This window comes from Arthrobacter sp. 05T420, from assembly GCF_056396305.1.
Genome location: NZ_JBFTLG010000023.1, coordinates 60,800 through 77,933, shown reverse-complemented (window position 1 = coordinate 77,933; position 17,134 = coordinate 60,800). Strand labels below are relative to the sequence as shown.

Annotated in this window: 18 protein-coding genes; 6 read left to right on the top strand and 12 right to left on the bottom strand. The window is 67.0% G+C overall.

All coding sequences use genetic code 11. The annotated features are described in order from the left end of the window. The 5 genes from AC1DEM_RS19785 to AC1DEM_RS19765 form a co-directional block, all read right to left on the bottom strand. Positions 1-830 (bottom strand): DUF222 domain-containing protein (locus AC1DEM_RS19785; protein WP_476885990.1); only part of this gene is annotated, 830 nt, incomplete at its 3' end. Between the two features lie 90 nt (positions 831-920). Continuing rightward, the gene (locus AC1DEM_RS19780; protein WP_476885989.1) at positions 921-1,892 is read right to left on the bottom strand and encodes a YqjF family protein; all 972 of its coding nucleotides are present in this window, start codon (positions 1,890-1,892) and stop codon (positions 921-923) included. A gap of 105 nt (positions 1,893-1,997) precedes the next feature. Beyond that, positions 1,998-2,786 (bottom strand): isocitrate lyase/PEP mutase family protein, encoded by a 789-nt coding sequence (locus AC1DEM_RS19775; protein WP_476885988.1) that lies wholly within the window; start codon positions 2,784-2,786, stop codon positions 1,998-2,000. 38 nt (positions 2,787-2,824) lie between these two features. Further along, complete coding sequence (locus AC1DEM_RS19770) at positions 2,825-3,214, bottom strand: DUF1622 domain-containing protein (RefSeq protein ID WP_476885987.1); 390 nt, start codon at positions 3,212-3,214, stop codon at positions 2,825-2,827. A gap of 39 nt (positions 3,215-3,253) precedes the next feature. Continuing rightward, positions 3,254-4,210 carry an NAD-dependent epimerase/dehydratase family protein gene (locus AC1DEM_RS19765; protein WP_476885986.1) on the bottom strand — a complete coding sequence of 319 codons (957 nt, stop codon included), beginning with the start codon at positions 4,208-4,210 and terminating at the stop codon, positions 3,254-3,256. 188 nt (positions 4,211-4,398) lie between these two features. On the opposite strand from AC1DEM_RS19765, the gene AC1DEM_RS19760 reads away from it, so the two are divergent. The 3 genes from AC1DEM_RS19760 (at position 4,399) to AC1DEM_RS19750 (ending at position 6,306) form a co-directional block, all read left to right on the top strand. Next, positions 4,399-5,013 carry a TasA family protein gene (locus tag AC1DEM_RS19760; RefSeq protein ID WP_476885985.1) on the top strand — a complete coding sequence of 205 codons (615 nt, stop codon included), beginning with the start codon at positions 4,399-4,401 and terminating at the stop codon, positions 5,011-5,013. Positions 5,014-5,104: 91 nt separating this feature from the next. Next, entirely contained in the window at positions 5,105-5,953 is an 849-nt protein-coding gene (locus tag AC1DEM_RS19755; RefSeq protein WP_476885984.1) for a signal peptidase I, read from the top strand. Continuing rightward, positions 5,950-6,306: a hypothetical protein gene (locus tag AC1DEM_RS19750; protein ID WP_476885983.1), complete on the top strand. Its 357-nt coding sequence runs from the start codon at positions 5,950-5,952 to the stop codon at positions 6,304-6,306. Before AC1DEM_RS19755 ends, AC1DEM_RS19750 begins: the two co-directional genes overlap by 4 nt. Positions 6,307-6,381: 75 nt before the next feature. Here AC1DEM_RS19750 and AC1DEM_RS19745 read toward each other — a convergent pair whose 3' ends face one another. From AC1DEM_RS19745 to AC1DEM_RS19735, 3 genes are all read right to left on the bottom strand, one after another. Further along, complete coding sequence (locus AC1DEM_RS19745; protein ID WP_476885982.1) at positions 6,382-7,125, bottom strand: sensor histidine kinase; 744 nt, start codon at positions 7,123-7,125, stop codon at positions 6,382-6,384. A gap of 114 nt (positions 7,126-7,239) precedes the next feature. After that, positions 7,240-7,482 carry a hypothetical protein gene (locus AC1DEM_RS19740; protein ID WP_476885981.1) on the bottom strand — a complete coding sequence of 81 codons (243 nt, stop codon included), beginning with the start codon at positions 7,480-7,482 and terminating at the stop codon, positions 7,240-7,242. A 150-nt stretch (positions 7,483-7,632) separates the two neighbouring features. Beyond that, on the bottom strand, positions 7,633-8,556 hold the full coding sequence (locus AC1DEM_RS19735) for a response regulator transcription factor (protein WP_476885980.1): 924 nt from the start codon (positions 8,554-8,556) through the stop codon (positions 7,633-7,635). Between the two features lie 214 nt (positions 8,557-8,770). On the opposite strand from AC1DEM_RS19735, the gene AC1DEM_RS19730 reads away from it, so the two are divergent. Continuing rightward, positions 8,771-9,244 carry a hypothetical protein gene (locus tag AC1DEM_RS19730; protein ID WP_476885979.1) on the top strand — a complete coding sequence of 158 codons (474 nt, stop codon included), beginning with the start codon at positions 8,771-8,773 and terminating at the stop codon, positions 9,242-9,244. Positions 9,245-9,375: 131 nt separating this feature from the next. Here AC1DEM_RS19730 and AC1DEM_RS19725 read toward each other — a convergent pair whose 3' ends face one another. Further along, positions 9,376-10,272, bottom strand: a complete 897-nt coding sequence (locus AC1DEM_RS19725) for an MSMEG_6728 family protein (protein ID WP_476885978.1) — start codon at positions 10,270-10,272, stop codon at positions 9,376-9,378. Positions 10,273-10,417: 145 nt separating this feature from the next. Between AC1DEM_RS19725 and AC1DEM_RS19720 the strand changes: the two genes are divergently transcribed. Then, positions 10,418-10,990: a hypothetical protein gene (locus tag AC1DEM_RS19720; RefSeq protein ID WP_476885977.1), complete on the top strand. Its 573-nt coding sequence runs from the start codon at positions 10,418-10,420 to the stop codon at positions 10,988-10,990. A 149-nt stretch (positions 10,991-11,139) separates the two neighbouring features. On the opposite strand, the gene AC1DEM_RS19715 is transcribed toward AC1DEM_RS19720, so the two are convergent. Together AC1DEM_RS19715 and AC1DEM_RS19710 are read right to left on the bottom strand one after the other, a co-directional pair. Beyond that, positions 11,140-11,793, bottom strand: coding sequence for a transglycosylase family protein (locus tag AC1DEM_RS19715; protein ID WP_476885976.1), 654 nt, complete (start codon positions 11,791-11,793; stop codon positions 11,140-11,142). Between the two features lie 289 nt (positions 11,794-12,082). After that, positions 12,083-14,674 carry an excinuclease ABC subunit UvrA gene (locus tag AC1DEM_RS19710; protein ID WP_476885975.1) on the bottom strand — a complete coding sequence of 864 codons (2,592 nt, stop codon included), beginning with the start codon at positions 14,672-14,674 and terminating at the stop codon, positions 12,083-12,085. A 48-nt stretch (positions 14,675-14,722) separates the two neighbouring features. Between AC1DEM_RS19710 and AC1DEM_RS19705 the strand changes: the two genes are divergently transcribed. Beyond that, positions 14,723-15,811: an adenosine deaminase gene (locus AC1DEM_RS19705; protein WP_476885974.1), complete on the top strand. Its 1,089-nt coding sequence runs from the start codon at positions 14,723-14,725 to the stop codon at positions 15,809-15,811. Between the two features lie 106 nt (positions 15,812-15,917). Here the strand turns inward: AC1DEM_RS19705 and AC1DEM_RS19700 are convergent, their stop codons facing one another. Continuing rightward, positions 15,918-16,892 carry an aldo/keto reductase gene (locus tag AC1DEM_RS19700; RefSeq protein WP_476885973.1) on the bottom strand — a complete coding sequence of 325 codons (975 nt, stop codon included), beginning with the start codon at positions 16,890-16,892 and terminating at the stop codon, positions 15,918-15,920. Positions 16,893-17,134: the final 242 nt, after the last annotated feature.

Sequence of the window (17,134 nt, the reverse complement as noted above, 5' to 3'; positions counted from 1 at the left end):
CGGGTCAGGGCGTGTTCCATCCGGGCCGCGGCGTCCGGGTCGCAGAGCGGCCGGACCCGCTCGAGTGCGACGGCGATGACGGTCGCGGCCCGGGAGGCGACCTCGCCGGCCGCGACGGCCGCGGCGAGCTCCCGGTGCACGGGCGGCACGGGCCGGCCGGCGAGTCCCTCCCGGGGCAGCAGGGACTCGGCGAGGGAGAGCCGGCGCCGTGCCTCCGCGGCGCCGATCCGCAGCCGCGCCCGCAGGAACTCCGCGGTGTTCCGGTACCCGTCATCCAGAACCGACGCCGGCACGATTGACGCTTCGGACGCGGACACGGCCGACGCATCAGCCGCCGCCGTCGACCCGGACGCACCGACCGCAGCCGCGGCCACGGACGCAGTCACACCCGTCGAGACGGATGACGCGTCAGGCGCGGTCGCCGCCGCGGCCGCCGCGGTGGTGCCGGCAGGCCCGGCGGCTCCGGATCCGCCGGTCTGCCAGCCGGCGGGGCTCTCGCGCCAGCCAGTGGTCCACGAGGTGGCCGCCCCCGCGCCAGCCGCGCCGGTGCTAGCGGACTGCTTCCGGGTCCGGTCCACGGCGGCTGCCGCAACCAGCTGCAGATACTCCATGGTGCGTGAGACTTCCTCGATCCGTCCGGCGAAGTCCGACGCGGTCCGGAATCCCCACGATCCCGCGTCCTCCACCGCCGTCGCGCTCACCGCCTGCAGCGCAGCCAGCGCGGCAGCAACCCCGTCCATGCCAGCAGCCGCGTCCACACCGGGTTGCCGGACCTGGGCTGCGCCCCGGTCAGTGTCCTCGCAAGCAATGAAATCCCTGACGGCTTCCATGACTTGAATCTACTGAAGGGGTCCGACAATTTAGCGAGCACCGTGCGCTGACGCCGCGGCGCCAGCCGGGTCGGCGAGCGTCAGACCGCTTCACGTCTTGCGGTTCAGGACCCGTGGCCGGCCAAACTGGGTACGGACCCCCGGCGAAAACAGCACGGACTCGGGTGGTCCGGCGACCTGGATGCCGGCCGCGCGGACGAGCTCGTCCTCCAGCAGGGTCAGCCGCGCCTGATACAGCGGCCACGCGGAATGCGTGTTGGGAATGTAAAGCGTCCTGCCCCTGAACCTGGAATGCAGACCGAAGCGGGCCGTGAGGTGGATCGACAGGGGATCCACGGCTGGGGCGTCGAGTTCCGGGGCGACCGCGAAGTCGCTCCGGGCGCCGCCACGGAAACGGCGTACGGAATACCCAGTGGTTCCGCCGGACCCTGCGGCTCCAGTGATGCCAGCAGGCCTTCCGGTTCCAACCGACCCGCCAGAGCCTCCGGACCCAGTGACTCCGGACCCAGTGCCTCCGGACCCAGAGCCTCCGGACCCGGAGGCGCCATCGGCCCCCGCCGACCCGGCCGCTCCGGTTCCAACCGACCCGCCGGACCCTCCGGACCTGAAGGCCCCATCCGCTCCAGCCGAAGAGGCGCCGGCCGTGCGCCGAGTGGAACCCAACGAATCGGCACCCAAGAAGCTCGCCCGCGACCACACATAGGGAATCCCGGCCGCCCGCGCGGCCAGCACCACCGCCAAGCGTGAAGCATCCAGCGTGCGGAAAACTACACCCCGGGTGCCGTCCGGCTCCTGGGAGTAGAGGCGCACGTTGATCTCGTTGAAGCTTCCGAAGTAGGGGACGCCGGGACCGCGGCCCAGTCCCGCATGCTGCATGCGGAAGCCGATCAGCCCCACCCAGGCGGATCCGTCGAAGGTGTCCGGCGCGGCGCCCGGCGGCATGAACGACGCCGATACTGCCTCAGGGATGCGCCAGTGCAGGAAGACGGCGTCCATCCACCGCTGGTCCATGATGATCGGCGCCGGAAGCTCTGGCGCGTCCGGCCAGGTATCTACAGCCAATCGGATCAGCTCCCTTCCGTCGGCACAGGTCGGCACAGGTCGGCACAGGTGGGCATAAGCAGGCAACGGTCGGTATGGCGGGAATACTCGCGCCTCGGAGAATGGTCAGTTCAACGCCCGGGTGCCTTCCGGAAGCGCCCCGCCGGCCAGCAGCTCCGCCGTCGCGTCGGCCAATGCCGTCAGCGCCACGCGCTGGGTCCACGGTCCGTAGGAAATGCGGGCCACGCCCAGTTCCTGCAATTTGGCCGGGGCCAGGGATCCGGGCACATTGATGACTGAGACCTTGTTCCAGCCAATTCCTTCCACCAATGCGGTGACACTAGCCTCGTCCAACAGGCCAGGCACGAACACCGAGGCCGCACCGACATCGAGGAAGGCGCGGCCGCGCTCAATGGCGTCGGCCAGCACCGCGGCCGGGTCCCGGTCCTTGCCCTTCAAGAAGGCATCCGTGCGGGCGTTGAGGACGAATTCGATGCCCTCGGCCTTGCCAGCGCGTATTGCAGCGCTCATCTGCGCAACGGCATCGGCCAGGGGGCGCATCTGGTCCTCGATGTTGGCTCCGACGGCGCCGGCGCCAATCGCCTTGCGCACCGTCTCCCCGGGGTTCCCGTAGCCCGCTTCGAGATCGGCGCTGACGGGCAGCGACGTAGCGGTCACAATCACCCCGACGGCGGCGATCATCTCGTCCAGCGGGATTTTCTCGCCGTCTTCGTAGCCGCGGGACGCCGCGATGGAATGGCTGGCCGTGGCCAAGGCCTTGGTACCTGGAACATCGCCGACCACTTTCGCGGTGATCGCGTCCCACACGTTGATGACTTGGAGGATCTCCGGGGCCTGGTGGAGACGGAGCAGTTCGGTGGCTTTGGACGCAAGAGAACGCGCGTAGTCTGTCATGCCCCGAGCCTAGCCGGACGCCCCAACACCAGGAAGGTTCAGCCGGCCGCCGACTGTGCCGGGGCGCCTCCGCGCTGCGTCTGCCAGGGCCAGCGTCCGGTGATTTCCAGCTCGAGCGAGAAGCTCAGGAAAGTCCGGATCAGGACAATAATGGCCAGTACGCCGACGCCCTCGAAGGTCGGTGTGACGGCGACCGAGCGGATGATGTCGGCCGCGACCAGCAGTTCCAGGCCGAGGAGAATGGAGCGGCCCAGCAGTTGCCGGTAGGAGCGGTAGACGGAGAGCGGTTCGGATTCCGAGGGCAGGCGCCTGGGCTGGAATCCCCGCAAAGCCATGGGGATGGACACGAGGGCGCCGATCACCATGACGGCCACGCCGGCGAAGTCCATGACGCGGCCGGCCGCCTCGATAATGTGCTGAAGATCCATGATTCCCCTTGGAGAAAGTGGGCAGTGAGATTCAAAACCTTACGGGTGCCGGACTCCGACGCCGGCGAGCACGGCGCGGTAGCCTTCCCGGAAACTGGGGTACTGAAACTCGAATCCAGTGCTGCGGAGCAGCCCGTTGCTGGCTCGCTTATTTCCGCCCCGCGACGGCTCGCCGCCCGCCGAACCCGCCGACGCCGAGGCGCCGCCCGCCGCCGACCCGCCGCCTGCGCCAGCTGACTCCGACGCGGAACCTCCGCCCGTCGCGCCAGCCGACTCCGACGCCGGCCGGGGGAGTCCCAGTTCCGCGGCCAGGAAGCCCAGCACTTCGCCCAGCTCGGCCGGTTCGTTGTCCACGCCCAGATAGACAGGCGCAGGAACCACGTCCATGGTGCACAGATGGACGATAGCCGCGGCGGCGTCGTCGCGGTAAATCCGATTTGTGAAGCGCGACGCCGCCGGAAAGACCGCGGTTCCGCCGCGCACCTGGTCGATCAGCCGCGTCCGGCCAGGGCCGTAGATCCCGCCGAGCCGCAGCACTACTGGGGTGATGCCGGTGCCGCGCAGGCGGCTGTAGAGGAGTTCCTCTGCTTCGCGGATGATGCGGCCAGAGAACCCGCCAGGTTCCGGCGTCGTGCGCTCATCAATCCAGCCGCCGCCGGCGTCCCCGTAGACGGCGGTCGAGGACACAAACAGGATTCGGCGGACACCTGCGCCGGACGCCAGGATAGCGTCCAGCACGTTGGAGAGCCCGTCCACGTAGGCGGTCCGGTAAGCGTCCTCCGTCGGGGAATCCGCGGCAATCGCGACGACGACGGCGGTGGTGTCCGCCGGGATGGGCGGCAGCTCGCCGGAGCTCAGGTCAGCGGTGACTCCCTCGATGGCAGCCGGAAGTTTCGCCGGCGACCGGCGCCATCCCACTACGCGGTGGCCCGCCACCGCGAAACGCAGGCCGGCCTCGGTGCCCAGATCGCCGCAACCGGCCAGCAGAACAGTCATGAGGCCAGTCTGCCAGCCTTCGGGAAGTCCCACGGACAGGCTTGAGAAAATCTTGAACTGATCTTGTCGCCCGCTGAAGGATTGCCTTGAAGGAGACCAGGCATCGTTGTAACAGTCAGCCAGGGGGCTGGCGGACACAACATACGTCGCCCGGCCAGTCAGAGCCGGCTCCACGAAACGGAAAACCAATGGGTCTCAACCTCAAGTCCACGTCCAGCAAGGTCCTGGCTTCCGCCGCCCTCCTCGCCGCAGCTGCCGGCGTGGCCGGGATGGGTACCTACGGTGGTTTCACTGCCAGCACGTCGGCTTCCGCCGCCGTCGATTCGGCCACGGTAACCCTGACTGGCGCCGACGCCGGCACGCTCAACATCCAGGCGGCCAAGGTCATCCCGGGCGACACCATGGAACGCACACTCAAGTTGGTCAACGGTGGCACCATCGACCTGGCAGCGATCACACTCACCACCAGCACGACGTCCCCGAGCCTCCTGACCACAGACGGAACCAACGGTTTGCAGCTGCAGATCGACAGCTGCCCGGTTGCCTGGACCGGATCCGGCACGGGTCCGTACACCTGTAACTCTGCGGGCACGCCGGTGCAGGGCGCTGCGGTCCTCGCCAAGCGTGCCGTGATCGGACAGAACATCGCTTTGTCGGGTCTGACGTCCATGACCGCCGCAAAGACCGATTTCCTCCGGGTCATCCTGACCCTCCCGGCCGCTGCGAACGACTCCTTCCAGGGCCTGAACAGCAATGTCGCCTTCGCCTTCAACGCCGCAACCCGCGGAGCCACCAACAAGTAACCGGTCTCGGGGACTCAGTCTGGCCTGGTCTCGGCCGGACTGAGTCCCCGATTTTCCTCGTACTAACCACCCCGGCAGGAGGAACGATCCCGTGAGCACAGTAGTCAACGCAGGTCCCAGGGGCTCCGTCGACCTCCCGCCAGCAGAGGGTCCCGCCTTGGACAGCCCGGCCCTGGACAGCGCTGTCCAGGACAAAACTGTCCAGGGCAACGCCGCACAGGACGCTGCACTGCCCACCCTCGCCGCGCTCCCCAACCACGGACGACGTCGGGCCGAACGGCCGCCGCGCGCTCGCGGCAGTGTGGTGCCCAAGGGGGTTCCCGTGGCCGGACGCGCCGCGGTTACCATCCTCCTCATCGTCGCCGCGTTGGTGTTCCTCTTTCTCGCAGTCGGGCCGCGCTTCCTGAACTACCAGACGTCCACCATGCTCACCGGGAGCATGTCGCCGGGGATCAACCCGGGCGACGTCGTTGTCAGCGTGAAGACGCCGGTCTCCGAGCTGAAGGTTGGCGACGTCATTACCTACAGCATCCCGATTGACGATCACCGGATTGAAACCCACCGGGTGGCCAGCATCAAACGCGACGCCGGCACGACGTCCGTGACCACCAAGGGAGACGCCAACCCGGGGGCCGACCCGTGGGTTGCCGTGCTGTCCGAGGACTACGTCTACAGGGAAGCGGGCGTGGTGCCGTATCTTGGCGACGCCATCCGAGCCTTGCGTCAGCCACAGGTCCAGTCTGTGCTCCTCTACGGCGCATCAGCGCTGCTCGTCGTTGTGGTGCTGACGGCGATCTGGAAGAAGCCTGCCGAATCGCTGGGAACCGCAACGCTGAACACGGAATCGCTGGGCACCGCAACGCTGAACACGGAATCGCTAGTCAGGGACGATGCCGCTGAAGACGCCATGGGCGCCGGTTATGGAGAGAGCAGAGGATGACCGGTTCAGGCGTCATCCTGGATACCCGGCAGATCGACAGGCTTGCCCTCGAACTGGATTCCCGTTCCACCGCAGTCGCCTTCGTCAGCCGATTCCTCCAGCGCCTGCCGGACAGCCTGGCATGCATCCACCGCAGCCTTCTCGAAGGCAAAAGCGAGGGTGCCTTAGCGGCGGTCCTGAGTGTGGCGACCTCGGCGGCGATGGCCGGAGCGGTTCAGCTCGAAGGGCACAGCAGGGCGGTCGAACGGAGTATCCGGGCGGGCGATCTCGGCGCGGCCCGGGCTGCCGCGGGAGCCCTCAACGCCAACGCAGTGGACTTCGCGGAACACGCGGGCAAACTCCTCAGGCGCTGACGGCACCGCTGTTCCTGACGGCACCGCTGCGGGGGAGTGCGCCGTCCCGTGAACCTGTAGCGTTGCCGGGCCCAGTCAGCCGGCAGATTCCTCCGGGCCGGCCCCGGGGAGGGCGACGGACACGGTGGTTCCGCCGTCGGGACCCGAACTGATGCTGAGCCGTCCGCCATGGGCTTTCGCGATCCGGACGCAGGTTGCCAGCCCCAAGCCTGAACCGGGAGGGTCGTCGTCGCGATGTAAGCGGGTCAGCGGTTCGGTGACGTGGCCCCGTTGTTCCGGGGGAATGCCCTTGCCATTGTCCGTCACCCGGACCATCACGCCGTCGGGAACAGCGACGGCGGTGACCAAGATTCTGGGCCGGATGCCAGGCCGGCGGTAGGCCACGGCGTTGTGGATCAGGTTCTGCAGCAGCGTGCGGAACTGCTCTATGTCCGCCTCCAGGACCATATCTGAAACCTCGATCTCGGCCCCGGCTTCCGTGATGTCCGCCGCAAGGTTCTCTGAAACGTCGCTGACCAAAGCCCTGAGCGACACCGGCCGGCGTCGGAGGGATCCGCCGATGCGGGAAAAAGACAGCAGATCGTCCACCATGGCCAACATCCGGCGTGAGGTTCTGCCGATGATGCGGAACTCGTCCGCATCCGCAGGCCTCTGCAGCTCGCCTAGCTCGGTAAAGCCGATCAAGCTGGTCAGCGGGTTGCGCAGGTCATGACTGATGCGGGCAGCAAAGGATTCGAGCAGCTCGTTGCTGTTGCGCGCCTCCTCCAAGCTCCGGGCGAGCATCCGCGCATGGTGGTGCAGTTCGAGTACTTCCACCACTTGTGACGCGATGATTTCCAGTGCCGTCTGCTGACCGGGAGTAAGTTCCGCGGGCGACGGCGAAAAGAGGCACAACGACCCCAACACGAAACCCTCGGCCGTGGCGAGAGGGACTTAAGCGTAGAACCGGACGGCGGCAACCCGACCCGTGACAAAGGGATGGCTTCGAAACACAGGGTCCCGCGAGGCGTCGGGCACCACGGTGGTCCGGCCGCTGAGAAAGACCTGGCTGCACATCGAATCTTCGCGGGAGCAGACACCCGGGTCGATCCCTTCGGCGGCAATGTGGTGCTGGTGGTCCGCGGTGATGATGTTGACCGCTGCGAACGGTATGCCGGTGGTAGTGGTCGCCAGCACCAGCAGCTTCTGGAGCTGACCCTGCGTATCCGGGGTCCGCGTGCCGGTTGTAGCCGGGAGCGGTTCAAGGCTAGGCAGCCCGTACTCTGCGAGAACCGACTGCCGCACCATCCCGGACTCTGCGGAACGGGCCAGCGGTCGCACGGCCAGCTAGCCCACCCCTTCGGCTGGCGCCATTCGATAGCCGACGCCTCGTACCGTGCGGATGAACCGTGGTTCGCGGCCTTTATCGCCGAGCTTCCTGCGGAGATTGCCGATATGCACCTCCACGAGGTGCTCGTCCATGGGCCATTCGGTGCCCCACACCTTGGTCAGCAGCGCCTTTCGGGTCCAGACTCGACGCGGCGCCCCGGTCAGGGCTTCCAGCAGATCAAATTCAGTGCGGGTCAGCACCAGTTCGACGCCGTCAATGGAGGCCGCCCGGCTTTCGGCCTCGACAACCAACGGGCCGTGCCGGAGGACGCCAGCGTCGTCGCTACGACGGTTTTGTCCTGCCGCGACAGCTGGATCAGCGGAAGCGTTGCCGGGCACCGCATCGCTTGCCCGGCGGCGTGGCGGCGCGTGCGGGGCGGACGCTGCGTCAGTGATCGTCGCAGCGTCGCTCGCCCGGCGACGCGGTGCGTCGTGGGCCCCGGCTGAGGATGCGTCGGTTGCACGGGGCATGAAGTCTGTGGCCCTACGCTGCGGCGTGGGGCGTTGCGGGGTAGGCCGGTGGCGGCGCATTACCGCTGTCACCCGGGCCTGGACAGCGCGGGGGCTGAAGGGCTTGCTGATAAAGTCGTCGGCGCCAGTTTCCAGGCCCATCAATTCGTCTATCTCGTCCGCCCGGGCCGTGATCATGACCACGTAAGCCTCGGAGAATTTGCGCATCCGACGGCAAACTTCAACGCCATCGAGATCGGGAAGGTTGAGGTCCAGGGTCACCAGATCCGGGCCGTTTTCCTGGATACTCACTAGCGCGGCGGACCCGGAGGCGGCCTCAAAAACGGCAAACCCCTGCATCTCGAGCGTCCGGCGCAGCAGCAGTCGAACGTCGGCGTCGTCATCTACAACCACTGCTCGCAGTTGAGTCACGGAACCACCCAAACCCCAGCTTCTAAAACAATGGAGACCTACACGGCTGTGACCTCGTGTGTCACAGCGTGTGACACAAACCCCAATGGCAACAGTGGATTTAGGCTAACAGGTTTTCTTGAGCAAATGTTGAAGTTTTTCGCGGCGTTGGGTTGAAGCTGCACTGCCAGAGTAGGAGCTAGTAGATCGCCAGCTCTCACAGGAAGCGCAAACAGTGAACGTCCCTCAGCCCGCTCCGGTAGCCTCCCGGGTCAAGGCCACTTGGCTGGTGCGTCTGCGCGGACTGCTGGCCGTCCCAGTAGCCGTGGCTCTGGTGCTGGGCGCTCCCGGGCTGGCGTATGCGGCGTTCACAGCCAAGACGACCGCCGCCCTCACGGTTGGAACCTACAAGGTCCCCGCGCCGGCATCGATCAACGGAACTCTGAGGTGCACGAACGCCGGCGGTCAACGGGGGGCAGTCATCACCTTTGACGACTTTGACGAGGTTGATCGCGCCACGGGATATACGGTGACGCTAACGCCACCAAGCGGACCTGCCGTCGTATCCGCGTTACCTGCCGTGGGTCATTCACGGGTGACTACTGCCACCAGCGGTGGTGGCAACGGCAAAGGAACGTATACCTTCCGCCTGACGGCGAAGGTCGGTTCTTGGACCGGGGCAGCTCTGCAGCAATCCGTCAGCTGCTGACGGTCACTCACCCGCCGGGCGGGACGCCCGACGGTGGATTCGCGTCGGCCGGTGCCCGCCGGCGGCCGAGACTGCCGGGAGGCCTGATTCGCGCCGCCCAGCCCGACGCCGGACCTGCCTGCGTCGTCCGCCTACCTCGCCGGAATCGGGAAGAAGGCCCGGGGGTCCTGCATCAAAGCGGGGTAATCGAAGACGGAGCGGTCCACGATCTCGTCCACCTCGAAGTTGCGGGCGAAGTGGCCGTCAACGGTGATCGGACGGCCCACCACCTTGCCGATGGCGAAGGAGCTGCCGCCGTTGACCGGGATGGCCACCACGGAGTTGCCGGGAAGAGTGGTGAACGCCTCTTCCTGCTGCTGGCGCTTGCGGGTGGGCTTCTTGACGAGGTGCTTCGGGGGCAGCTTGCGCACCTTGCCCGGACGGCGTGAGCCGGATTCGGCGTAGACGAACTGGTAATCATCCTCCGGGGAGGCCTTGCCCCGGCCGACCGGCGGGAGGCTGACAGTCTTCAGCTGATCGGGCGCGGTGTCGCCGAGCGGCAGGCGCAGTACCCACATGCGGTCCCCGGCAGGATCCTCGGGCACAAGCTCGTGCTTCGGTTCGGGCCAGACGTACTCCAGGTCCGGGTCCGTGCCCGGGAATACCTTCGTATAGAACCGCGGATCCTTGGCGATCAGCCGGGACCGGTGGCTGAGGTGGAAATCCGCATTTCCCAGCCACGGCGGCATCGGGATCTTGGCGGCGTAGCCGGGGTGGGCCGCCTGCGGGGCGAACTCCATGATCTTCTCGCGGGTGGTGTCTTCGCCGCCGCGGGCCGTCCACTCATCCACCATGGCCAGGCCGTACATGGTCAGCGCGGGAACGTACCCCATCCACATCCGGACGGCCGGGTGCGACTGCCAGCCGTACTCCGGGATCACCAGCGCACGCAGGATTTGCAGCGACTCAACGCGCTGCTTGCCGAGCCGCACGCGGTCCAAAGCCGAGGCGCTCTGCTGGAAATCGGGGAAGGGGAGGAAAGTCTGCATCTCTCCAGTTTGAGGCCACATGACCAAACCACCAATTGCACAGGACCGCGCGTGCGCATGTTCACATTTTGGAATGAAGCAGACACCACATTACGAAGGGGCGTAATATAGCAGGACCCCATCAATGCCGCCCGGAGGACACGCCATGAATCCAGCCCCTGTTGTGCCGGTTGTTCCGAAATACGGACAACTGCTCGGCCCGGAAGCGAACGGGATTTTGGTCCTCGAGGAAGTGATTCTGGATCCGGTGGCAGCCCGTAAGGAACAGCACGGGTTCCGTGCCGCAATGGCATCGTTCGCGCTGACCATGCGGCGGATAGTGGCGCTGCGCCTCTGCATCGCCGTTGTGGCGATCGCCAACCTGCCGCTCTTTCTGCTCAACACGGGGTGGTGGATCTACGCGGTCTCACTGACCCTTGTAGTTGCAGTCCACGCCGCAGTGTCTTGGCTGAACCGTCACGAGCCGAAGATCCGGCAGCGCCGCATGCTCGAACTGCATCTGCACCGTGAACGGAGCGACAATTACCGCAAGGTCCGCGACGCCGTGAAGTACGTCATTGACGCCCCTGCCCGGGTAAATGAAAACCTCTACCTTGAGCTTCTCGCTGCGAAGCGGGTGGCGCTGCACTTGGCGATGGGCACCGTTGCCCTACTGGACACGAGCGACGACTCAGCGTGGAAACTGCAGATAGTCCGCGAGATCCCCCAGTCCGCCTAAGCCGCACGGCTCACTCGAGCCCGCACGGCTGACTCAAGCACGACGACGCCGGAGCGTCCCCTTACGGGATCGCTCCGGCGTCGTGCTGTCACCGCCCGTGCCTTACCAAGCAGTGCCGGTAACAGCGGTGCCGTGCGTAATTAAGCGCCCTATCTGGGAAGCTGCAGCACCTGGCCCGGGAACACTAGGTTGGGGTTGCTGATGGTTGCCGTGTTCGCGTCGGCCAGCGAGCGCCAGCCGCCCGCGATGCTGAGCTTCTCGGCGATTGTGCTCAGGGTTTCGCCGCTCCGGATGGTGTGGGTCTGGCCACTCACAGCCACCAGCGCAACGTGGCGGGGTGCCGGGACTGCTGCCTTCGGGGCTGCATGCCGGACATACACCTGGGCTGGGACGGCAACCGCGGCGGTCCGTCGTGATGTGGTCGCACTCTGCGGAGCCACTGCGCCGCCGCTCAGGCCCAGTTTCGCGGCGCAGGCCGGCCACGCGCCCCAACCCTGGCTGGCCTGCACTTTCTGTGCGACGGCGATCTGCTGCTCACGGCTGGCGTTCGCCGCGGACCCCGAGCCGCCGTGGGCCGCCCACGTCGACTGGCTGAATTGCAGACCGCCCGCGTAGCCGTTTCCTGTGTTGGTGGACCAGTTGCCACTGCTTTCGCACTGAGCAAGTGAGTCCCAGACGGAGGCGGTGGTTTGCGCCGGGACGGCAGCGTTTGCGGACGTTGCGGAGAGTGCGACGGCCGCCATCGAAACAGCAGCCAGAGTGATGCCGCGGCGCGCGGAAGTGCCATAGGTGGATTTCTTCATGGTTGAGATGCTCCTGAGGGCCACCAGCGCTCGGTCCGTCCCCGGACGTTCTCGCGCCACTGCCCGCCCCTGACAATAGAGGTCATATACGGTGTCTACCGGTCGGGCAGTATCTGGTGGTGGTAGCACCGGGCATGCACTGCCCGGTTACCGGGCATTGAGAACTAGGTTAAGCCAGGCCGGCCCCGTTATCAAGACGTTATTTTTGCCGTTTCTTGCGTTATCATCGAGCCATACATCTCATCGCTGCCCGTTTCGCCGCTGATCCACGCGAACGTCTTCGGGTGACTCAGCCCCCGAGCATCGCGGCCAGGTACGGCGCCGTCCGGCTGTTTTTAGACGTCGCGACGGCGGCCGGGGTGCCGATCGCCACGATCTGGCCACCGGCGTCGCCACCGGCCGGGCCGAGGTCGATCACCCAGTCCGCTGCGGCCACCACATCCATGTCGTGTTCCACCACAATGACGGTGTTCCCTGCGTCCACCAGCCGGTGCAACTGGGCCATGAGCAACTGGACATCGGCAGGATGCAGCCCGGTGGTGGGCTCGTCCAGCAGGTAGAGAGAGTGGCCCCGCTGGGCGCGCTGCAGTTCGGTGGCGAGCTTGATGCGCTGGGCCTCGCCACCGGAGAGTTCGGTGGCCGGCTGGCCGAGCCGGAGATAGCCCAGGCCCACCTCCCGCAGCGTCTGCAGGCTGCGCGCCGCTGCCGGCACGCCTTCAAGGAACTCAGCGGCGGCATTGACCGTCAGGCCCAGCACTTCTGCCACGTTCTTCCCGAGATACGTCACCTCCAGCGTTTCCGGGTTGTAGCGCGAGCCATGGCACTCGGGGCAGGGGCCGTAGCTGCCGGGCAGGAACAGCAGTTCGACGGCCACGAAGCCCTCACCCTGGCAGGTCTCGCAGCGGCCGCCGGCAACGTTGAAGGAAAAGCGCCCGGCACCGAAGCCCCGCGCCTTGGCCTCGTCCGTAGCGGCGAATTCCTTGCGGACCGCGTCGAACAGGCCGGTGTAGGTGGCGAGGTTGGACCGCGGCGTGCGGCCGATCGGCTTCTGGTCCACCTTGACCAGCCGGTCCAGCTGGTCTAGGCCGGAGACCGGACCAACGCTGAGCGGGCCGGTGGACTCACCGGCCTGGGACTCCAGGTCCTCAACTGGGCTCGCCTCGGCGCCGGTTTCTGGGTGCAGCCGGGCGCCGACCACTTCGGCCAGGACCTGGCTGACCAGCGTCGACTTGCCAGAGCCTGAGACGCCGGTGACGGCGGTCAGCACGCCGAGCGGGAAGTCGGCGTCGAGTTCGCGCAGGTTGTGGCGGCTGATGTCCCGCAGCTCCAGCCAGCCGGCAGCCTCCCGGCGGGTGCCACCGGCGGCTGAACCGCCGCCGTCGTCGGTCATGCCGGAGCCATTCGGAAACAGGAACGGCCGGGTGACGGACGCATCCACGTCGGCGAGGCCGGTGACGGGTCCGCTGTAGAGCACTTCGCCGCCGCCTTCACCGGCGCGGGGACCCACATCCACCAGCCAGTCCGCGCGGCGGACGATGTCCATGTTGTGCTCCACCACGAACACCGAGTTGCCGGAAGACTTGAGCTGGTCCAGGACCGCGAGGAGGGGCTCGGCGTCTGCGGGGTGCAGGCCGGCGGAGGGCTCGTCCAGCACGTAGATCACGCCGAACAGGCCGGATCGGAGCTGGGTGGCGATTCGGAGCCGCTGCATTTCGCCGGGGGAGAGCGTGGGGGTGGACCGGCCCAGCGCGAGGTAGCCCAGGCCGAGGTCCAGCAGCACCGTGACGCGCTGCAGGAGGTCGCGGGTGATGGCGACGGCCACCTCGTTGCCCTCGCCGGAGGACTGCTTGCGGGAGGCGGTCCCGGCTTCGGTGAGCTCGGTGGTCGGCCGGATGATGTCAGCCAGTTCCGCCATGGGGACGGCGTTGAGTTCGGCGATGGTATGCCCGGCGAAGGTGACAGCGAGGGCTGCAGGGGTCAAGCCGGTGCCGCCACAGACCGGGCACGGGCCGGTTTCCATGAAGCGCAGCACCTTCTCGCGCATGGTGGTGCTCTTGGAATCGGCGAGCGTATGCAGCACGTAGCTCTTGGCGCTCCAGAACCGGCCCTTGTACGGCTTGGCGACCCGGTCGCGCTGGGGTGTCACTTCCACCACGGGCTGTTCCTCAGTGAAGAGGATCCAGTCGCGGTCTTTCTTGGGCAGCTTCCGCCACGGGGTGTCGACGTCGTGGCCCAGGTGAGTCAGGATGTCGCGCAGGTTCTTGCCCTGCCACGCCCCGGGCCAGGCGGCGATGGCGCCGTCGCGGATGCTCAGTGAGGTGTCCGGGACCAGGGAGGACTCGCTGACGGTGTGCGCGATCCCCAGGCCATGGCACTCCGGGCAGGCGCCCGCGGCCGTGTTCGGGGAAAACGCGTCCGAGTCCAGCGGGCTGGCGCCCTCCGGGTAGCTGCCGGCGCGGGAGAAGAGCATGCGCAGGGAGTTGGACAAGGTGGTGAGCGTGCCCACCGTGGACCGCGAGCTCGGCGTCCCGCGGCGCTGCTGGAGCGCGACGGCGGGCGGCAGCCCGGTGATCATTTCCACCTTGGGGTTGTGCCCCTGCTGGATAAGCCGGCGGGCGTAGGGGGCTACGGATTCGAAGTAGCGGCGCTGCGCCTCGGCATAGATGGTGCCGAAGGCGAGGGAGGACTTGCCGGAGCCGGAGACGCCCGTGAAGGCGACGATCGCGTCGCGGGGCACGTCCACGTCCACGTTGCGCAGGTTGTTCTCACGGGCACCGCGCACCCGGACAAAACCGTCCGGGGGAGTGCCGGGAACCAGATCCTGGACGAGATCCCGGTCGGTCGGGCGCGGCAAATCGGAAGCATGCTGTGTATTTTGCATTAGTTCGACTCTATCCGCTCAGGGCAGCACCGGGCATATCCTTACCGGATGGATACGAACGACGGCGAGACTCTGTTTACGGAGAAAGAGCTGGAAGAGCCGAAAGCGCCGGAAGAACCCGAAGCACTCGAAGAACCTGAAGCCGGTGAGCCCCTCGCGCTCCCGGTCGCGGAGCTGCACCTGCATATTGAGGGGACGCTGGAACCGGAGTTGATCTTCGCGCTGGCGGAGCGCAACGGGATCGAACTGCCGTACGCGGACCTGGAGGAGCTGCGCTCGCGCTACGCGTTCACGGACCTGCAGTCCTTTTTGGACCTGTACTACGCCAACATGGCCGTGCTGCAGACGGAGCAGGACTTCGCCGACATGACCCGGGCCTACCTGGCCCGGGCGGCGCTCGCCGGGGTCAGGCATGCCGAGATCATGCTGGACCCGCAGGCCCACCTGTCGCGCGGGATATCACTGGAGACGTGTGTCAACGGAGTGGCCTCGGTGCTGGCCGGATCCCAGGAAGAGTTCGGCATCTCCACCCTCCTGATCGCGGCCTTCCTGCGCGACCTCACCGAGGAATCCGCCCTCGAAGTGCTGGAGAAGCTGCTCGCCATGGACGCCCCGATCGCCGGCATCGGGCTCGATTCCGCCGAGGTGGGCAACCCGCCGGCCAAGTTTGAGCGGCTCTTCGCCCGGGCCAAGGACGCCGGGCTGCACCGGATCGCGCACGCCGGTGAGGAGGGCCCGCCGTCGTACATCACCGACGCGCTGGACATCCTCGAAGTGGAGCGGATCGACCACGGCATCCGGTGCATGGAAGATCCGGAACTCGTGGAGCGGCTGGTGGACGAGCTCATGCCGCTGACCGTGTGCCCGCTGTCCAACGTCCGGCTCCGGGCGGTGGACACCCTGGCGGAGCACCCGCTGCCGGCGATGCTCGCGGCGGGGCTGAACGTCTGCGTGAACTCGGACGATCCCGCGTATTTCGGCGGGTACGTGGACGACAACTTCGCGCAGCTGAAATCGGTGATCGGCCTGTCCGAGTTCGACTGCGTCAGGATGGCGGCGAACTCGATCCGTTCATCGTTTGCGAGCGAGGAACGCAAGGCTGAGCTGCTGGCGGAACTGGCCGCGTCCGGGCACTAGACACCAAAGCAACGCGGGGTCACCTACGGCCCATCCTGAGGCATGGGATGGGCCGTAAGTGACTCCGCGTTGTCCGTGGATGAGTTGTGAATCGAACGTCGCGAGCCTAGACGTCGATCGTGCCCATGTTCGGATAACGCGATCCGGCGGCCGCCCCGGCTGGAGCGAGTTCGTCCAGGCGGTTGAGGTCCGCGGCGGAGAGTTCGACGTCGGCAGCGCCCAGGTTCTCCCGTAGGCGGTCACGCTTCTTAGTGCCCGGGATGGGAACTATGTGCTCGCCTTGGGCCAGCAGCCAGGCCAGTGCCAGTTGCCCGGGGGTGCAGCCTTTGGCGTCCGCCAATTCCTTGACCCGATCCACGAGCTGCAGATTCCGGGCAAAGTTCTCGCCCTGGAAGCGCGGGGAGTGCCGGCGGAAATCGTCCGCTGCGAAGTCATCGGGGCTGCGGAATTGGCCGGTCAGGAAGCCGCGGCCCAGCGGGCTGTAGGGGACAAAGCCGATGCCCAGCTCGGCCAGCACCGGAAGAACCTTGGTCTCGGGTTCGCGTTCCCACAGCGAGTACTCGGTCTGCAAAGCGGTGATGGGGTGGACCGCGTGGGCCCGGCGTATCGTGTCGGCGCTGGCCTCGGACAGGCCAAGGTGCCGGACTTTGCCTGCCTGCACTAGCTCGGCCATGGCTCCGACGGTTTCCTCGATGGGGAGGGTCTTGTCCACCCTGTGCTGGTAGTACAGATCGATATGGTCCACGCCCAGCCGCTGCAGGCTCGCGTCGCACGCGGCGCGCACATAGTCGGGGGAGCCGTTGATGCCCACCCAGGAGCCGTCGGCCCGGCGTTCGTTGCCGAATTTGGTGGCCAGAACGACGTCGTCCCGCCGCCCGGCAATGGCCCGGCCGACAAGGACTTCGTTGGTGAACGGGCCGTAGATGTCCGCGGTGTCGAGCAGGCTTCCGCCGGCGTCGAGGAAGGCCTGGATGGTGGCGATGGACTCATTTTCCTCGCCGTGACCGTAAAACTCGCTCATTCCCATGCAGCCCAAACCCAGGGCCGAGACGGTGAGCGAACCGAGCGTACGGGATTCCATAGATATCTCCTGAATAAGAACAGTGGGGGCGGCCGCCGGCACCTGATCGGGCAGCGGGACGGCACGCAGTTGGCAGACCGCCACTCTAGGCCCATCGGGCCGGGGGCACAACGGATGCTCGAAGCGTCGCGGGGTCACTTACGGCCCATCCCGGGGCGTGGGATGGGCCGTAAGTGACCCCGCGTTGTTGTTCCGCGGCGGACACAGCCCCGGGGGCGCCGGGGCGGGGGGTGGCCGTCGGG

What these genes read in the sequence shown, in the direction of transcription:
- AC1DEM_RS19775 (WP_476885988.1), bottom strand. Translation starts at nt 2,786, where the DNA reads ATGACAGACTACGCGCGTTCTCTTGCGTCCAAAGCCACCGAACTGCTC.
- AC1DEM_RS19770 (WP_476885987.1), bottom strand. Translation starts at nt 3,214, where the DNA reads ATGGATCTTCAGCACATTATCGAGGCGGCCGGCCGCGTCATGGACTTC.
- AC1DEM_RS19765 (WP_476885986.1), bottom strand. Translation starts at nt 4,210, where the DNA reads ATGACTGTTCTGCTGGCCGGTTGCGGCGATCTGGGCACCGAGGCCGGC.
- AC1DEM_RS19760 (WP_476885985.1), top strand. Translation starts at nt 4,399, where the DNA reads ATGGGTCTCAACCTCAAGTCCACGTCCAGCAAGGTCCTGGCTTCCGCC.
- AC1DEM_RS19750 (WP_476885983.1), top strand. Translation starts at nt 5,950, where the DNA reads ATGACCGGTTCAGGCGTCATCCTGGATACCCGGCAGATCGACAGGCTT.
- AC1DEM_RS19725 (WP_476885978.1), bottom strand. Translation starts at nt 10,272, where the DNA reads ATGCAGACTTTCCTCCCCTTCCCCGATTTCCAGCAGAGCGCCTCGGCT.
- AC1DEM_RS19720 (WP_476885977.1), top strand. Translation starts at nt 10,418, where the DNA reads ATGAATCCAGCCCCTGTTGTGCCGGTTGTTCCGAAATACGGACAACTG.
- AC1DEM_RS19715 (WP_476885976.1), bottom strand. Translation starts at nt 11,793, where the DNA reads ATGAAGAAATCCACCTATGGCACTTCCGCGCGCCGCGGCATCACTCTG.
- AC1DEM_RS19710 (WP_476885975.1), bottom strand. Translation starts at nt 14,674, where the DNA reads ATGCAAAATACACAGCATGCTTCCGATTTGCCGCGCCCGACCGACCGG.
- AC1DEM_RS19705 (WP_476885974.1), top strand. Translation starts at nt 14,723, where the DNA reads ATGGATACGAACGACGGCGAGACTCTGTTTACGGAGAAAGAGCTGGAA.
- AC1DEM_RS19700 (WP_476885973.1), bottom strand. Translation starts at nt 16,892, where the DNA reads ATGGAATCCCGTACGCTCGGTTCGCTCACCGTCTCGGCCCTGGGTTTG.